We start from the raw sequence: 14,220 nt of genomic DNA on the forward strand, positions 1-14,220 counted from the left end.
GATGCTGGCCTATATTCTGCGGCGACTGCTGCTGATCATCCCTACCCTGTTCGGCATCCTGCTGATCAACTTCGTGATCATCCAGGCCGCGCCCGGCGGCCCGGTGGAACAGATGATCGCCAAGCTCGAGGGTTTCGAGGGCGCCACCAGCCGCATCGCCGGCGGCGGCGCCGAAGTCTCGGTGGCAGGCTCCAGCTACCGTGGCGCCCAGGGCCTGGACCCGGCCCTGGTCAAGGAAATCGAGAAGATGTACGGCTTCGACAAGTCGGCGCCGGAACGCCTGTGGATCATGATCAAGAACTACGCCACCCTGGATTTCGGCGACAGCTTCTTCCGCGACGCCAAGGTGGTCGACCTGATCCGCGAGAAACTCCCGGTGTCCATTTCCCTGGGGCTGTGGAGCACCCTGATCATGTACCTGGTGTCGATCCCCCTGGGGATCGCCAAGGCCACCCGCCACGGCAGCCACTTCGACGTCTGGACCAGCTCGGCGATCATCGTCGGCTACGCGATCCCGGCGTTCCTGTTCGCCATCCTGCTGATCGTGATGTTCGCCGGCGGCAGTTATTTCGACTGGTTCCCGCTGCGCGGCCTGACCTCGAACAACTTCGACCAGTTGAGCTGGGGCGGCAAGATCCTCGACTACTTCTGGCACCTGACCCTGCCGGTGACCGCCCTGGTGATCGGCAACTTCGCCACCATGACCCTGCTGACCAAGAACAGCTTCCTCGACGAGATCAACAAGCAGTACGTGATCACTGCCAGGGCCAAGGGCCTGACCAAGCGCCGCGTGCTCTACGGCCATGTGTTCCGCAACGCCATGCTGCTGGTGATCGCCGGTTTCCCCTCGGCCTTCATCGGCATCTTCTTTACCGGATCCTTGCTGGTGGAGGTGATCTTCTCCCTCGACGGCCTGGGCCTGATGAGCTTCGAGGCGGCGATCAACCGCGACTACCCGGTGGTGTTCGGCACCCTGTTCATCTTCACCCTGCTGGGGCTGGTGGTGAAACTGATCGGCGATTTGACCTACACCCTGGTCGACCCACGCATCGACTTCGAAAGCCGGGAGCATTGAGATGAACCTGTCCCCCCTCAATCGTCGGCGCTTCGAACTGTTCAAGGCCAACAAGCGCGGCTGGTGGTCGCTGTGGCTGTTCCTGGTCCTGTTTGGCGCCAGCCTGGGCGCCGAGCTGATCGCCAACGACAAGCCGCTGGTGGTGCACTACGACGACGGCTGGTACTTCCCGGCGCTCAAGCGCTACCCGGAAACCACCTTCGGCGGCGAGTTCCCCCTGGAGGCCAACTACAAGAGTCCGTATATCCGCGAGCTGCTGGCGGCCAAGGACGCCTGGGTGCTGTGGGCGCCGATCCCGTTCAGCTACCAGAGCATCAACTACGACCTGAAGGTCCCGGCCCCCGCGCCGCCCTCGGCGGACAACCTGCTGGGCACCGACGACCAGGGCCGCGACGTGCTGGCGCGGGTGATCTACGGCTTCCGGGTCTCGGTGCTGTTCGCCCTGACCCTGACCATCCTCAGCTCGATCATCGGCGTCATCGCCGGGGCGCTGCAGGGTTTTTATGGCGGCTGGGTCGATCTGGCCGGGCAGCGCTTCCTGGAGATCTGGTCGGGGCTGCCGGTGCTGTACCTGCTGATCATCCTCGCCAGCTTCGTGCAGCCGAACTTCTGGTGGCTGCTGGGGATCATGCTGCTGTTTTCCTGGATGAGCCTGGTGGACGTGGTGCGCGCCGAGTTCCTGCGCGGGCGCAACCTGGAATACGTGCGCGCCGCCCGCGCCCTGGGCATGCAGAACGGCGCGATCATGTTCCGCCACATCCTGCCCAACGCCATGGTCTCGACCATGACCTTCATGCCTTTCATCCTCACCGGCGCCATCGGCACCCTGACTGCCCTCGACTTCCTCGGTTTCGGCCTGCCACCCGGCGCGCCGTCCCTGGGCGAACTGGTGGCCCAGGGCAAATCCAACCTGCAAGCGCCGTGGCTGGGCATCAGTGCCTTTGCCGTGCTGGCGATCATGTTGAGCCTGCTGGTATTCATCGGCGAGTCCGCTCGCGATGCCTTCGACCCGAGGAAATGAGATGAATCAGGACAATCTGATCGAAGTCCGCGACCTCGCCGTCGAATTTGTCGTCGGCGAGCACAAGCAACGGGTGGTCGAGGGCATCAGCTTCGACATCAAGCGCGGCGAAACCCTGGCTCTGGTGGGCGAAAGCGGCTCAGGCAAATCGGTGACCGCGCACTCGATCCTGCGCCTGCTGCCCTACCCGCTGGCCCGTCATCCGTCCGGCACTATCCAGTACGCCGGCCAGGATCTGCTGACCCAGAAAGAGAAGACCATCCGCCATATCCGCGGTAACCGCATCGCCATGATCTTCCAGGAGCCCATGACCTCGCTCAACCCGCTGCACAGCATCGAGAAGCAGATCAACGAGGTGCTGGGCCTGCACAAGGGCCTGACCGGCAAGGTCGCGACCCAGCGCACCCTGGAGCTGCTGGATCTGGTGGGCATCCCCGAGCCGCACAAGCGCCTCAAGGCCCTGCCCCACGAGCTGTCCGGCGGCCAGCGGCAACGGGTGATGATCGCCATGGCCCTGGCCAACGAGCCGGAGCTGCTGATCGCCGACGAGCCGACCACCGCCCTCGACGTCACCGTGCAGTTGAAGATCCTCGAACTGCTCAAGGAGTTGCAGGCGCGCCTGGGGATGGCCTTGCTGCTGATCAGCCACGACCTCAACCTGGTCCGGCGCATCGCCCACCGCGTCTGCGTGATGCAGCGCGGCTGCATTGTCGAGCAGGCGCCCTGCGAAGAGCTGTTCCGCGCGCCGCAGCATCCCTACACCCGCGAGCTGCTGGCGGCCGAGCCCAGCGGCAAGCCGGCGACCAATGTGGTCGGCCCGCCGCTGTTGCAGGTCGAGGACCTGAAGGTCTGGTTCCCGATCAAGAAAGGCCTGCTGCGCCACACCGTCGACCATGTGAAGGCGGTGGATGGCATCAACTTCAGCCTGCCCCAGGGCCAGACCCTGGGCATAGTCGGCGAAAGCGGCTCGGGCAAGTCCACCCTGGGCCTGGCGATCCTGCGGCTGATCGCCAGCAAGGGCGCCATCCGCTTCGAAGGCAAGCAGCTGGACGGCCTGTCGCAGCAGCAGGTGCGGCCGTTGCGCCGGGAGATGCAGGTGGTGTTCCAGGACCCTTTCGGCAGCCTCAGCCCGCGCATGTGCGTGAGCCAGATCGTCGGCGAAGGCCTGCGCATCCACAAGATCGGCACCGCCGCCGAGCAGGAACAGGCAATCATCGAGGCGCTCAAGGAAGTCGGCCTGGATCCGGAAACCCGGCATCGCTACCCGCACGAGTTCTCCGGTGGCCAGCGCCAGCGCATCGCCATCGCCCGCGCCCTGGTACTCAAGCCGGCGCTGATCCTGCTGGACGAGCCGACCTCGGCCCTCGACCGCACCGTACAGCGCCAGGTGGTGGAACTGCTGCGCAAGCTGCAGGCCAAGTACAACCTGACCTACCTGTTCATCAGCCACGACCTGGCGGTGGTCAAGGCCCTGAGCCATCAGTTGATGGTGGTCAAGCATGGCCAGGTGGTGGAACAGGGCGACGCGCAAGATATCTTCGCCGCGCCGCAGCATCCCTACACCCGGCAGTTGCTCGAAGCCGCGTTCCTGGTGCCGGCCGCCGAGTGACAACCGGCCAATAAAAAACCGCCTGAGGGCGGTTTTTTATTGGCTGGACTTTCTCTCCGTCCAGCCCACGCAGCGGGCTGGATCAGCGCCTAGTCCTTTATCTGCGGCCCGAGGCCCGGCCTGCTCATGGTCTTGTCGGCTTCCGCCAGCAAGGTTTCCACATCGGCCGGCTGGGCCGGATCGAACTCGATCTGGCCGATGCTGAAACAGATGTCGTAAATGCACTGCTGGGTGGCGGTGCGCTCGTCGAGGATGGCCTGCAGGCGAGCGATGATCGCCAGTTTTTCCACCCGTTCCGAGCCGGTCAGCAGTACCGCGAAACGCTGGTACTCCAGATGCCCGACCACGTCGCTTTCGCGAAAGGCGATGCGCAGGCCGTCGGCGAAGGTCTTCAGCGCCGCCTCGCCTTCTTCCGCACCGTAAGCGCGGGCGATGCGGTAGATATCGTCGAGGTCGAACAGCAGCAAGGTCGCCGGGCAGTTGAGGTCCTTGCAGGCCTGCAACGCATCGCCGGCCAGCACCGCAAAGCCGTGGAGGTTGGGCAGCAGGGTCAGTTTATCGAGGTTGGCTACCTGCACCGCGGCCAGTTCCTGCTCGGCCCGGCGGTTCTGATCGCGCAACAGTTGCCGGGACGGGTCGTCCGCCTCCGGGGATGGCACCTGGTCCGGTGCCTGGACAGGCTTGTCTGGGGAAAACATCGCACACTCCATTGGCGGGTAACTCCTATAGAGCTTAGTTGCCAGGGCCTGCGACTGCCCGCAACCAGCCCTCCCAGGGTGCCCCTGGCGTCAACTTCCGACCGCCGGACAGGGTCCGCCCGCCTCGGCCCAGAGTTTGAACTGGCTGACGAAGATGTCGTGGGGCACCGGGACCGGCGCGCGGTTGCCACCGGGGTTCCAGCCCCAGAGCACCAGCTTGTCTTCGCTGACATGCTTGATCAGCGCGGCAAAGTCGCGGTCGCCGTTGCTGGCCTTGTCCTTGATCACCTGACACAGGCGGTCGGCCGGCAGGCCGATCCAGGCCATTTTGTGCGCCGCCGGCGGCAGGCTCCAGTGCGGCGCCCCCGGTGGCATGTGCGGGCCATAGCTGGCCGGCGGGTTGCTTTCGCCATGGCAGGTGGCGCACGGCAGCCCCGCCGCGCCCTTGCCGTCCAGGCCACGGACCACGGCCATGGCATGGGGCGTGCCGGCGTCGAACTGCAAGGGCGCATCCCCGGGAATATGGCAATTCTGGCAGCGCGGGCTCTGGAACACCTTCTGCACCGTCGCGAACGCCGCCAGCGCCGGTTCATCGGCGGCGAACAGGTCCGAGGCATAACCGCCCAGGCCGACCAGGATCAGCGAACCGAGGAACAGGTGGCGTTTCATCTCACACCCCCGCCAGTTGCAACGGCAGCTCGCGCAGCCGCTGGCCGGTCAGGGCGAACACCGCGTTGGCCACCGCCGGCGCCGTGGGCGGCACGCCCGTCTCGCCGATACCGCCGGGCTTGTCGGTGCTGGCGACTATATGCACCTCGACCTGGGGCATCTCGTTCAGGCGCAACACCTGGAAGTCGTGATAGTTGGACTGCACCACCCGGCCGTCCTTGAAGGAAATGCGGCTGTGCAGGGCCATGCCCAGGCCGAAGGTGATGCCCGACTCCATCTGCGCGACGATGCTCTGCGGGTTCACCGCGATGCCGCAATCCACCGCGCAGACCACCCGGTGCACGCGAATCCGCTCGGCCTCCAGGGACACCTCGGCCACCTGCGCCACGTAACTGCCGAAGGACTCGTGCACCGCCACGCCCAAGGCATGGCCGTTGGGCACGGGCTTGCCCCAGCCGGCCTTCTCCACCGCCAGGTTGAGCACGCCCAGGTGCCGCGGGTGATCCTTGAGCAGGATGCGGCGGTATTCCACCGGATCCTTGCCCACCGCGTCGGCCATCTCGTCGATCAACGACTCGACGACGAACGCGGTATGGGTGTGGCCCACGGAGCGCATCCACAGCACGGTGATGCCGGTCATCGGCGAATGCAGGTCGACCCGGTGGTTCGGCGTGCCCTTCAGGTAAGGCCCGTCCGCCAGGCCCTCGACCGAAGTGTTGTCGATGCCGTTCTTGACGAAGCTGGCCTCGAACGAGGTGCCGGCCATGATCGACTGCCCCACCAGCACATGCTGCCAGGCCAGCGGCAGGCCCTGGGCGTCCAGGCCGACCTGTGCCTGGTGCAGGAACGCTGAACGGAAGTAGCCGCCGCGCACATCGTCTTCCCGCGACCAGACGGTTTTCACCGGGGCGGCGGCGGCCTTGGCCACCTCCACCGCTTCGCTGACGAAGTCCGAGGTCGGGTTGGCCCGGCGGCCGAAACCGCCACCCAGGAATTGCGTATGGATCTGCACCTGCTCCGGCTTGAGCCCGGTGATCTTCGACGCGACCATCTGGTCCAGGGTCTGGAACTGGGTGCCGGTCCAGATCTCGCACTTGTCGGCGCCGATGCGCACCGTGCAGTTGAGCGGCTCCATCGGCGCATGGGCCAGGTACGGCACGCTGTATTCGGCCTTGATCACCTGCGTCGCCTTGGCCATGCTCCCGGCCGCATCGCCGGCCTCGGCGGCCTTGGTCCCGGGGGTCAGCGCCAGTTTGCGAAAGCTCTGCATCAGGCTTTCGCTGCTCATATTGGCGTTCGGCCCCAGGTCCCATTCGGCCTTGAGCGCATCGCGCCCCTGCTTGGCCGCCCAGTAATGCTCGGCGACCACCGCCACGCCCGTGGGCACCTGGAGCACCTTGATCACCCCGGGGACCGCCAGCGCCGCCTGGGGATCGAACGACTTGAGCGTGCCGCCGAACACCGGCGAACGCAGGACCACGGCGGTCAGCAGGCCGTCGAAATACATGTCCATGCCGAATTGCGCGCGGCCGGTGATTTTCTCCGGGGTGTCCAGGCGCTTGGTCGGCTTGCCGATCAACCGCCAGTCCTTGGCCTCCTTCAAGTGCAGCGAGGCCGGGTCCGGCACCGGCAGTTGCCCGGCTTCGTTGGCCAGGTCGCCGTAGCTCAGGCGCTGCTTCCCGGCCACCACCCAGCCCTGCTCGGTGTGCAAGGTCGAGGGCGCCACCTGCAGGCGCTTGGCCGCGGCTTCGATCAGCATCTGGCGCGCTGCGGCGCCGGCCTGGCGATAGCGGTCGAACTCCATCCAGGTCGAGGTCGAACCGCCGGTGATCTGCATCCCGCCGAACGCCGGCAAGCCATACACCGCGGCGGCCGGCGCGTGCTCGACGCGGATCTTCGACCAGTCGGCATCCAGTTCCTCGGCGATCAGCATCGACAGCCCGGTCCAGATGCCCTGGCCCATTTCCGAATGACCGAGCACCACGGTGACCATGCCGTCCGGAGCGATGCGCAAGAAGGCATTGGGCACGAATTCTTCGCTCGCCGCCCGGGCAAAACGATTGGCCCCCGGAATGACGAACGCCACCACCAGGCCGCCGCCGAGCAGCGCCCCCCCTTTGAGAAATCCACGACGCGACGCAGTGATCATGCCTTGTCCCTCTTAATGCCGACTCAGCCGATTTCGGCGGCGCGTTTGACCGCCGCGCGGATCCGTGGGTAGGTGCCGCAGCGGCAGATATTGCCGGACAGCGCCTGGTCGATATCGCTGTCGGTGGGCGACGGGATCTTCGCCAGCAAGGCCGCGGCCGACATGATCTGCCCCGACTGGCAGTAACCGCACTGCACCACGTCCAGCTCGGCCCAGGCGCGCTGCACCGGGTGCGAGCCGTCCGTCGACAGGCCTTCGATGGTGAGGATTTTCTGCCCGTTGGCCACCGCCGCGGCCGGGGTCACGCAGGAACGCAGCGGCGCGCCGTCGACATGCACGGTGCAGGCGCCGCATTGCGCCATGCCGCAGCCGAACTTGGTGCCGGTCAGGTGCGCCACATCGCGCAGCACCCAGAGCAGCGGCATGTCCGCGGGCACCTCGAGCTGCTGGTCCTTGCCATTGATATTGAGTGTCAACATGCACAATTCCTCAGGCCGAGGGGGGACAGGATTCACGGGATCCTGGAGCGGCGTCGCTGTGGCCGAAGGCCTACGCGCGCCGCGAGGTTTTCCATACAGCTAAGCGCAGTTTGCCGAACAGGCCGGATTCTGCGACCGCCGGTCACGCCCAGCCGGCCTGGACGGGGCGGCCGGGCGATGAGCGCAGCATCAGAAATCGGTGGAGGCCGACAGCGCCCGCCAGGTCGCGGTTTCCTGCTCGACGTAGGCGTTCTTCGCCGCGATGGCGCCCAGGGTGTCGGTGCCCAGGGGCAGGCGCAGCGGCGGTTGCTCGGCTTCGACCAGGGCGATCATCGCCTGCGCCAGCTTGTCCGGATCGCCCGGCTGCTGCTGGTTATAGGCCTTGGCCTGCTGGCGTACCTGGCCAACGGTGGTCGTGTAGTCGGCGATCGAGGCCGGCGACTCCAGCAACGAATTGCCATCGAGGAAGTCGGTGCGGAAGTAGCCCGGCTCGACCACCGTGACCTTCACGCCCAAAGGCGCCAGCTCGCTGTGCAGGGCTTCGCTCAAGCCTTCGACGGCGAACTTGGTCGAGCAGTAGACCCCGTAGCCCGGCCCCGACTGATAGCCGCCGATCGACGAGATATTGATCACATGACCGCTGCGGGCGGCGCGCATGTGCGGCAGCACCCCGCGGGTGACATTGAGCAGGCCGAACACGTTGGTTTCATAGACCCGGCGGATCTCGTCGCCGCTGGCCTCCTCCACCGCGCCGAGCAGGCCGAAACCGGCGTTGTTGACCAGCACGTCGATGCGGCCGAAATGCTCGACGGCCATCTGCGCCACGTCGCGGGCCTGGGCCTCGTCGGTGACATCCAGTTGCGCCGCCAGCAGGCCCGGCTGCGCGCCGAAACGCTCGCTGAGCGACTGGGCATTGCGCGCGGTGGCCACCACCGCATCGCCGTGGGCCAGGGCTGCGGCGGTGATTTTCGCGCCGATGCCACGGGAAGCCCCGGTGATCAGCCAGACACGTTTGAAAGGGGTTTGAGCAGTCATGATCAGTACCTTGTAAGGAGTGGGTGAGCACAAGGTACGCAGGAACATTGGTGAGAAAAATGGCTCCGTGCTACAAGCACTATGAACGTGTCTTTCATAATGGCCTTGCAATGAACCAGGACCCTTTCGACGGCCTGACCGAGTTTCTCGCCGTCGCCGAACACAAGAGCTTCACCCTCGCCGCCAGCCAGCTGGGGGTGACCCCGACCGCCGTGAGCCATGCGGTAAAGACCCTGGAGCGGCGTACCGGGGTGCTGCTGTTCCAGCGCACCACCCGCCGCGTGGCCCTGACGGAAGCCGGCAGCAGCCTGTTCATCCGCCTGCGCCCGGCCGCCAGTGAAATCGGCGACGCCCTGGCGGTGCTGGGCAGCTATCGCGACCGGCCGATGGGCACCTTGCGCCTGACCGCGCCACGGCTGTCCGGCAAGCTGCTGATCGAACCCCTGGTCTCGCGCTATCGCGCGGCCTATCCCGACGTCAGGCTGGAGATTTCCCTGGACGATGCCACGGTCGACCTGGTCAGCGAGGGCTTCGATGCCGGTATCCGCCTGGGCGAGTCGATCGAAAAGGACATGGTCGCCGTGCGCCTGACCCCGGACCTGCAATGGTCGGTGGTGGGCTCCCCGGACTATTTCGCCCGGGCCGGCAGGCCGCAGACCCCGGAAGAACTGACCCGGCACCAGGGCATCGGCTTTCGCTTCCTCACCTCGGGCACGACCCACCGCTGGGAGTTCCGGCGCAATGGGCGGGATTTCACCGTCGGCGTCGAGGGTGCGCTGGTGGTCAACGATCGGCACTTGCTGGTCGCCATGGCGCGGGGCGGGCAGGGGCTGGCCTACGCCTGCGACTTCGAGGTGGCCGACGACCTGGCCAGCGGGCGCCTGGAGTCTGTGCTGCAACCGTTCGTCCCGCTGAGTTCGGGCCTGTACCTGTACTTTCCCAGCCGCACCCAGAGCCAGCCGAAACTGCGCGCCTTCATCGACATGGCCAACGCCTGGGTCGCCGAGCAAGGGCGGCGATCCTGAGCCGGATGCGCCGGCTCGATACCGCTCCTCGCCCGGCTGCGCTTTGTCGATCTACGGCAGTCCCGGCCGCCCCCGGGCTGGCTACGCTTGCTCAAGCGTGGACCATCCGCCGAGGAGAACCGTCATGTCGCTCATTCATCGCATCACCCCCTGCCTGTGGTTCGACCATCAGGCCGAAGCCGCCGCCCAGTTCTACTGTTCGGTCTTCGAGCACTCGCGCATCACCGCCCTCACCCACTACGGCAAGGCCGGCTTCGAGTTCCACGGTCGCCCGGAAGGCTCGGTGATGACCGTGTCCTTCGAGCTCGATGGCCAGACCTTCACCGGCCTCAACGGCGGTCCGGTATTCCAGTTCAACGAAGCGGTTTCGCTGCAGGTCAACTGCCAGAACCAGGGCGAAATCGATCATTTCTGGAGCGCCCTGTCCTACGGCGGCGATCCCCAGGCCCAGCAGTGCGGCTGGCTCAAGGACAAGTTCGGATTGTCCTGGCAGATCGTGCCCTGCGCGCTGAACCACTGGATGACCGACCCCGACACGGCCAAGTCGCAGCGGGTGATGCAGGCCCTGCTGCAGATGAAAAAACTCGATATCGCCGCGCTGGAGCGAGCCTTCGCCGGCGAGACCTAATACACTCGCAGGCCGACGCTTGCCGATGGGATGCCTTTGATGAAGCCGAGCTTGAGCCCCAGCCTCGATACCGCCCCGCAGTTCTGGCGCGATGCGGCGCTGCCCTTTATCGAGGCCCGCTCGATCGCCGACGGGCGCAAGGTCTGTTACGCCCGGCATGCCCATGAACATTTCTCCATCGGCGCCATCACCGCCGGGCACAGCACCTACCTGCACGAGCAGGCGCAATTTCGCATCAGCGCCGGCACCGTGGTGCTGATGAACCCCGGCGAAGTGCATGCCTGCAACCCGATCGACGACCAGCCCTGGTCGTATCTCATGCTCTATGTCGACACCCCCTGGCTGACCGATCTGCAACATCAACTGGGGTTCAGCCAGGACCAGGGCTTTCGCGCCTTTTCCACGCCCCACAGCGACGACCCCGAACTCTATGCCGGGCTCAACCGCCTGTATGAAGTGCTGGTGGACGAACAGGCCGAGGTCCTGCAAAAACACAGCGTCGCGGTGGCGTTTTTCAGCGACCTGCAACAGCGCCTGAACCCGGCCAGCCGGCCACCGCGCGAGAGCAACCAGAAGCTGCAACGGGCCGCCGACTACATTCGCCAACACTGCACCCGCTCGCTGAAGCTGGAGGAAATCTGCCAGGCCGCCGAGCTGTCGCCGTCCTACCTGATCCGCGCCTTCAAGCAGCATTACGGCATGACGCCCCACGCCTTCGTGGTCAACCAGCGGGTGCAGTTCGCCCAAAGCCGGCTGCGGGACGGCGAGCCGATCGCCGACGTGGCCCTGGAAGCCGGCTTCGCCGACCAGGCGCATTTCCAGCGCGCCTTCAAGCAGCACCTGGCGGCGACGCCGGGGCAATATCGCGGGTGATGCGTCGCCCCCCGGTGGCCCTCATCGCGAGCAAGCTCGCTCCTACAGAACACATGAATCCTGTAGGAGCGAGCTTGCTCGCGATAAGGCTAGACCGGCCAACGCCCTCTCAAGGCAACAACAGATACACCGCGCTCGCCACCAGCAGCGCCGCCATGCTGCGGTTGAACAGACGCATGCCCTTCGGGTTGCTCAGGTACTGGCGCAAAAACGTCCCGGCGTAGGCCCAACAGGCAATCGACAAGTAGCAGATCACGAAGTACACCAGCGCGAATTGCCACACCAGCAGCGCCTCGCCATTGGCGGCAAACGCGCCCATGCCGGCGACGCAGGCCAGCCAGGCCTTGGGGTTGAGCCATTGCATGATCGCGCCGTACCAGGCCGACGGCGCCTTGGCCTGGTCGTCGCTGCCCAGCCGGCCGTCGTCCACCGCCAGCTTCCAGGCCATGAACAACAGGAAGGCCACCCCGAACAACTGGATGCCGCGGGTCAGGAACGGCCACAGCCGCAGCAGCTCATGCAGGCCCAGGCCGATCAGCACCAGCAACAGGACAAAACCCAGGGTCGCGCCACCGACATGCCGCAGGCTGGCGCGAAAGCCGAACTGCGCGCCGGAACTCAGGGCCACGATATTGACCGGGCCGGGGGTAATCGAAGAGGCTAGCGCGAAGGCCGCCATGGAAAACACTACGCTCATCACACACCTTCAAAGGATCAATCGGAGAGTCCGGTGACCAAGGTAAGTGCGCAGGCCGCCCAGTGTATTGAAGAAAAATACCCCCCTCGCGTACGGACGAACCCTATGCCCGATGCTCCCCCTTCCGCGACCACCCTCACCGCCCGCCTGCTGTTGCGCGCGCCAACGGCCGCCGACCTGGACGTCACCCACCTGATCCACAGCGACCCACGGACCCAGCGCTACAACCCGGCCGGTCCCGACAGCCGCGAGAGCTGCCAGCACCGGTTGCAGGGCTGGATACAACACTGGCAGGACCAGGGTTTCGGCTATTGGGTGGTCTGCGACCGCGCCCAGCCCGAACGGGTGCTGGGGTTCGGCGGCGTCATGCACAGCCGCTTCGGCGAGCGCAGCGGGCTGAACCTGTACTTTCGCTTCGCCGTCGAGGCCTGGGGCCAGGGTTACGCCAGCGAAATGGCCGGCGCCGCGCTGCACCTGGCGTTCCGCGTGCTGGGCAAGGAACAGGTGATCGGCCTGGTACGCCCCGACAACCTGCCGTCGCGCCGCGCCCTGGAGCGCCTGGGCCTGACCCGCGACGGCGAACTGGACGACTTCCCCGGCCTGGCCCCCAGCCTGCTGTACAGCCTCAGCGCCGAACGCTACTTCGCGGCCAAGGCCGCCTCGCCCACCGACACCGTGCGAAGCCGGGAACCATGAGCCAGATCGAACTGCACCCAGCCCAGCGCGACGAGCTGGAATGCATCGAAAACCTGATGCAGTTCTACCTGTACGAACTCAGCGAGTGGCTGCCGCTCAAGCTCGGCCGCCACGGTCTGTTCGAGATCCGTCCGTTGCTCGAATACTGGCGCGAGGCGGCCACGCGCCCCTACCTGATCCGGGTCGATGGCGAACTGGCAGGTTTCGCCACGGTGGACGACAAGGTGAAACTGGCCGAGGTGCAGTACAACCTCGCCTACTTCTTCGTGGCCCGGCGCTTTCGCGGTCGCGGCATCGGCCGGCAGGTGGTGAGGCAACTGCTGGAACAGCTGCCCGGGCACTGGCAGGTCGTCCACATCGACGACAACCGGCCGGCCCGGGATTTCTGGGCCCGGGTCATTCCCGCGCTCGTCGGCGACGCCTACAGTTGTCATCCGATCACGGCAGACGGCTATCCCTGCACCCTGTATAAATTCCACGTCCCGACATCGCCCGGGCGATGATCGAAGCGCGATCATCAACAGCCTCGCCCGCCGCACAAGGACCGCCCCGGCATGGATTCAATGAGCCTTCTGGACACCGAGCACTGGCGCATCAGCTATCGCCGCGATGCCCAGGTCGAACGCTTGCGCCCGCGGCTGGCGAGCTTGAATTGAACCCCGGAAACCTCGCTTTACCGATGGAAACCGCCGTTCCAGAGCCCTCCAGTTATTTTTTCGATGCATCGAAAAATATCACGCGTGAGTCATTGAGTCGTAACAAAATCCCCTGTAATGTTCTCACGCGTGATACGTGCACAACGGAGTCACCCCATGGAAAAGACCCTCCCGGCCAGTCAGCCTGCTGACCTACCGGCTTCCTCAGAGAGTCGACAAGGAGAGCGCTCGAAACCTTCCAGCAACAAGGCCTCCAGCAACAGGGCCCCCAGCAGCAAGGCTTCCGCCAAGAAGCCGTCGAGCTTCTACATGAAGCAGATGCGCGCGGGCCTGAGTGCCGCTGGTTATGTGAAACACGAAACCTGGGTACTTCCGGAAAACCGGAGCGTGCTCAAGCACATTGAGAAGAAGCTGCGCCAACCCCTGATCGGCGGCGCACCGGTATTGGAGAATGACATGATCGCAGGTGAGAACTGGACCATCGACCGCCTCTTCAGCGCCTTGCAGGCCCTGGACGAAGTGACCTCGAACGAAATCGGCCTGAGCCTGATTCAAGGCGCCGAGCCAAGCATCAAGCTGGAAATGCACGACTTCGGCGGCCTGCCGATCTACATCGCGGTGGTCGGCGAGCAGATCATCGTCGACACCGTGCTGGTAGACCTGGAGTCGATCAACGACGTCGCCCGCTTCAATGACGCGGTGCTGCGCAGCCGGGAGATGTTCCCCCTGTCCTCGATCGGCATCGAGTCCATGCCCAACGGCCAGACCGTCTACAACATGTTCGGCGCCCTGAGCGCCAGCTCGAACCTGACCAACGTGGTGACCGAGGTCAAGACCCTGGTAGACAACGTCCAACGCGCCACCGAAGCCTTCGAAAGCTTCTTCAACTGATTGCCGAGAATCCGGAGTA

15 protein-coding genes are annotated in these 14,220 nt (G+C 65.5%); 9 read left to right on the forward strand and 6 right to left on the reverse strand.

From position 1 onward, the window contains the following. The first annotated feature begins 1 nt into the window (after position 1). Genes NRG23_RS05490 through NRG23_RS05500 form a run of 3 tightly spaced genes read left to right on the forward strand, consistent with a single transcriptional unit; the run spans position 2 to position 3,705 of the window. The gene (locus tag NRG23_RS05490) at positions 2 to 1,075 is read left to right on the forward strand and encodes a microcin C ABC transporter permease YejB (protein WP_009048701.1); all 1,074 of its coding nucleotides are present in this window, start codon (positions 2 to 4) and stop codon (positions 1,073 to 1,075) included. A 1-nt stretch (position 1,076) separates the two neighbouring features. After that, positions 1,077 to 2,096 carry an ABC transporter permease gene (locus NRG23_RS05495; protein WP_053268901.1) on the forward strand — a complete coding sequence of 340 codons (1,020 nt, stop codon included), beginning with the start codon at positions 1,077 to 1,079 and terminating at the stop codon, positions 2,094 to 2,096. Between the two features lies 1 nt (position 2,097). Then, on the forward strand, positions 2,098 to 3,705 hold the full coding sequence (locus tag NRG23_RS05500) for an ABC transporter ATP-binding protein (RefSeq protein ID WP_016704645.1): 1,608 nt from the start codon (positions 2,098 to 2,100) through the stop codon (positions 3,703 to 3,705). Positions 3,706 to 3,794: 89 nt separating this feature from the next. On the opposite strand, the gene NRG23_RS05505 is transcribed toward NRG23_RS05500, so the two are convergent. The 5 genes from NRG23_RS05505 to NRG23_RS05525 form a co-directional block, all read right to left on the reverse strand. Next, a complete protein-coding gene (locus NRG23_RS05505) occupies positions 3,795 to 4,403 on the reverse strand; it encodes a GGDEF domain-containing protein (protein ID WP_257373923.1) in 609 nt (202 codons plus the stop codon). A 90-nt stretch (positions 4,404 to 4,493) separates the two neighbouring features. Further along, complete coding sequence (locus NRG23_RS05510) at positions 4,494 to 5,072, reverse strand: hypothetical protein (protein ID WP_257373924.1); 579 nt, start codon at positions 5,070 to 5,072, stop codon at positions 4,494 to 4,496. A gap of 1 nt (position 5,073) precedes the next feature. After that, positions 5,074 to 7,221, reverse strand: coding sequence for a xanthine dehydrogenase family protein molybdopterin-binding subunit (locus tag NRG23_RS05515; protein ID WP_257373925.1), 2,148 nt, complete (start codon positions 7,219 to 7,221; stop codon positions 5,074 to 5,076). Positions 7,222 to 7,244: 23 nt separating this feature from the next. Further along, positions 7,245 to 7,700, reverse strand: a complete 456-nt coding sequence (locus tag NRG23_RS05520; protein WP_009048695.1) for a (2Fe-2S)-binding protein — start codon at positions 7,698 to 7,700, stop codon at positions 7,245 to 7,247. Positions 7,701 to 7,889: 189 nt separating this feature from the next. Beyond that, complete coding sequence (locus NRG23_RS05525) at positions 7,890 to 8,735, reverse strand: oxidoreductase (protein ID WP_028682281.1); 846 nt, start codon at positions 8,733 to 8,735, stop codon at positions 7,890 to 7,892. Between the two features lie 110 nt (positions 8,736 to 8,845). Here NRG23_RS05525 and NRG23_RS05530 point away from each other — a divergent pair, with 110 nt between their 5' ends. From NRG23_RS05530 to NRG23_RS05540, 3 genes are all read left to right on the forward strand, one after another. Then, the gene (locus NRG23_RS05530; RefSeq protein WP_038579526.1) at positions 8,846 to 9,760 is read left to right on the forward strand and encodes a LysR family transcriptional regulator; all 915 of its coding nucleotides are present in this window, start codon (positions 8,846 to 8,848) and stop codon (positions 9,758 to 9,760) included. Between the two features lie 124 nt (positions 9,761 to 9,884). Then, on the forward strand, positions 9,885 to 10,388 hold the full coding sequence (locus tag NRG23_RS05535; protein ID WP_023966168.1) for a VOC family protein: 504 nt from the start codon (positions 9,885 to 9,887) through the stop codon (positions 10,386 to 10,388). Between the two features lie 39 nt (positions 10,389 to 10,427). Next, positions 10,428 to 11,261 carry an AraC family transcriptional regulator gene (locus NRG23_RS05540; RefSeq protein WP_257373926.1) on the forward strand — a complete coding sequence of 278 codons (834 nt, stop codon included), beginning with the start codon at positions 10,428 to 10,430 and terminating at the stop codon, positions 11,259 to 11,261. 109 nt (positions 11,262 to 11,370) lie between these two features. Here the strand turns inward: NRG23_RS05540 and NRG23_RS05545 are convergent, their stop codons facing one another. Then, positions 11,371 to 11,958, reverse strand: coding sequence for a LysE family translocator (locus NRG23_RS05545; RefSeq protein ID WP_038632034.1), 588 nt, complete (start codon positions 11,956 to 11,958; stop codon positions 11,371 to 11,373). A gap of 105 nt (positions 11,959 to 12,063) precedes the next feature. On the opposite strand from NRG23_RS05545, the gene NRG23_RS05550 reads away from it, so the two are divergent. The 3 genes from NRG23_RS05550 (at position 12,064) to NRG23_RS05560 (ending at position 14,201) form a co-directional block, all read left to right on the forward strand. Beyond that, positions 12,064 to 12,654, forward strand: a complete 591-nt coding sequence (locus tag NRG23_RS05550) for a GNAT family N-acetyltransferase (RefSeq protein WP_124301481.1) — start codon at positions 12,064 to 12,066, stop codon at positions 12,652 to 12,654. After that, positions 12,651 to 13,157, forward strand: coding sequence for a GNAT family N-acetyltransferase (locus NRG23_RS05555; RefSeq protein ID WP_016704636.1), 507 nt, complete (start codon positions 12,651 to 12,653; stop codon positions 13,155 to 13,157). The genes NRG23_RS05550 and NRG23_RS05555 overlap by 4 nt, the downstream gene beginning before the upstream one ends. 309 nt (positions 13,158 to 13,466) lie before the next feature. Continuing rightward, positions 13,467 to 14,201, forward strand: coding sequence for a YjfI family protein (locus tag NRG23_RS05560; protein ID WP_373922249.1), 735 nt, complete (start codon positions 13,467 to 13,469; stop codon positions 14,199 to 14,201). The last annotated feature ends 19 nt before the right edge of the window (positions 14,202 to 14,220 follow it).

It is taken from the genome of Pseudomonas sp. T8, from assembly GCF_024610635.1.
Lineage (GTDB): Bacteria > Pseudomonadota > Gammaproteobacteria > Pseudomonadales > Pseudomonadaceae > Aquipseudomonas > Aquipseudomonas chlororaphis_I.

Coding starts and splice junctions, on each gene's coding strand:
- NRG23_RS05530 (WP_038579526.1), top strand. CDS start 8,846: ATGAACCAGGACCCTTTCGACGGCCTGACCGAGTTTCTCGCCGTCGCC.
- NRG23_RS05545 (WP_038632034.1), bottom strand. CDS start 11,958: ATGAGCGTAGTGTTTTCCATGGCGGCCTTCGCGCTAGCCTCTTCGATT.
- NRG23_RS05520 (WP_009048695.1), bottom strand. CDS start 7,700: ATGTTGACACTCAATATCAATGGCAAGGACCAGCAGCTCGAGGTGCCC.
- NRG23_RS05495 (WP_053268901.1), top strand. CDS start 1,077: ATGAACCTGTCCCCCCTCAATCGTCGGCGCTTCGAACTGTTCAAGGCC.
- NRG23_RS05535 (WP_023966168.1), top strand. CDS start 9,885: ATGTCGCTCATTCATCGCATCACCCCCTGCCTGTGGTTCGACCATCAG.
- NRG23_RS05550 (WP_124301481.1), top strand. CDS start 12,064: ATGCCCGATGCTCCCCCTTCCGCGACCACCCTCACCGCCCGCCTGCTG.
- NRG23_RS05515 (WP_257373925.1), bottom strand. CDS start 7,221: ATGATCACTGCGTCGCGTCGTGGATTTCTCAAAGGGGGGGCGCTGCTC.
- NRG23_RS05490 (WP_009048701.1), top strand. CDS start 2: ATGCTGGCCTATATTCTGCGGCGACTGCTGCTGATCATCCCTACCCTG.
- NRG23_RS05555 (WP_016704636.1), top strand. CDS start 12,651: ATGAGCCAGATCGAACTGCACCCAGCCCAGCGCGACGAGCTGGAATGC.
- NRG23_RS05540 (WP_257373926.1), top strand. CDS start 10,428: ATGAAGCCGAGCTTGAGCCCCAGCCTCGATACCGCCCCGCAGTTCTGG.
- NRG23_RS05525 (WP_028682281.1), bottom strand. CDS start 8,735: ATGACTGCTCAAACCCCTTTCAAACGTGTCTGGCTGATCACCGGGGCT.
- NRG23_RS05560 (WP_373922249.1), top strand. CDS start 13,467: ATGGAAAAGACCCTCCCGGCCAGTCAGCCTGCTGACCTACCGGCTTCC.
- NRG23_RS05505 (WP_257373923.1), bottom strand. CDS start 4,403: ATGTTTTCCCCAGACAAGCCTGTCCAGGCACCGGACCAGGTGCCATCC.
- NRG23_RS05510 (WP_257373924.1), bottom strand. CDS start 5,072: ATGAAACGCCACCTGTTCCTCGGTTCGCTGATCCTGGTCGGCCTGGGC.
- NRG23_RS05500 (WP_016704645.1), top strand. CDS start 2,098: ATGAATCAGGACAATCTGATCGAAGTCCGCGACCTCGCCGTCGAATTT.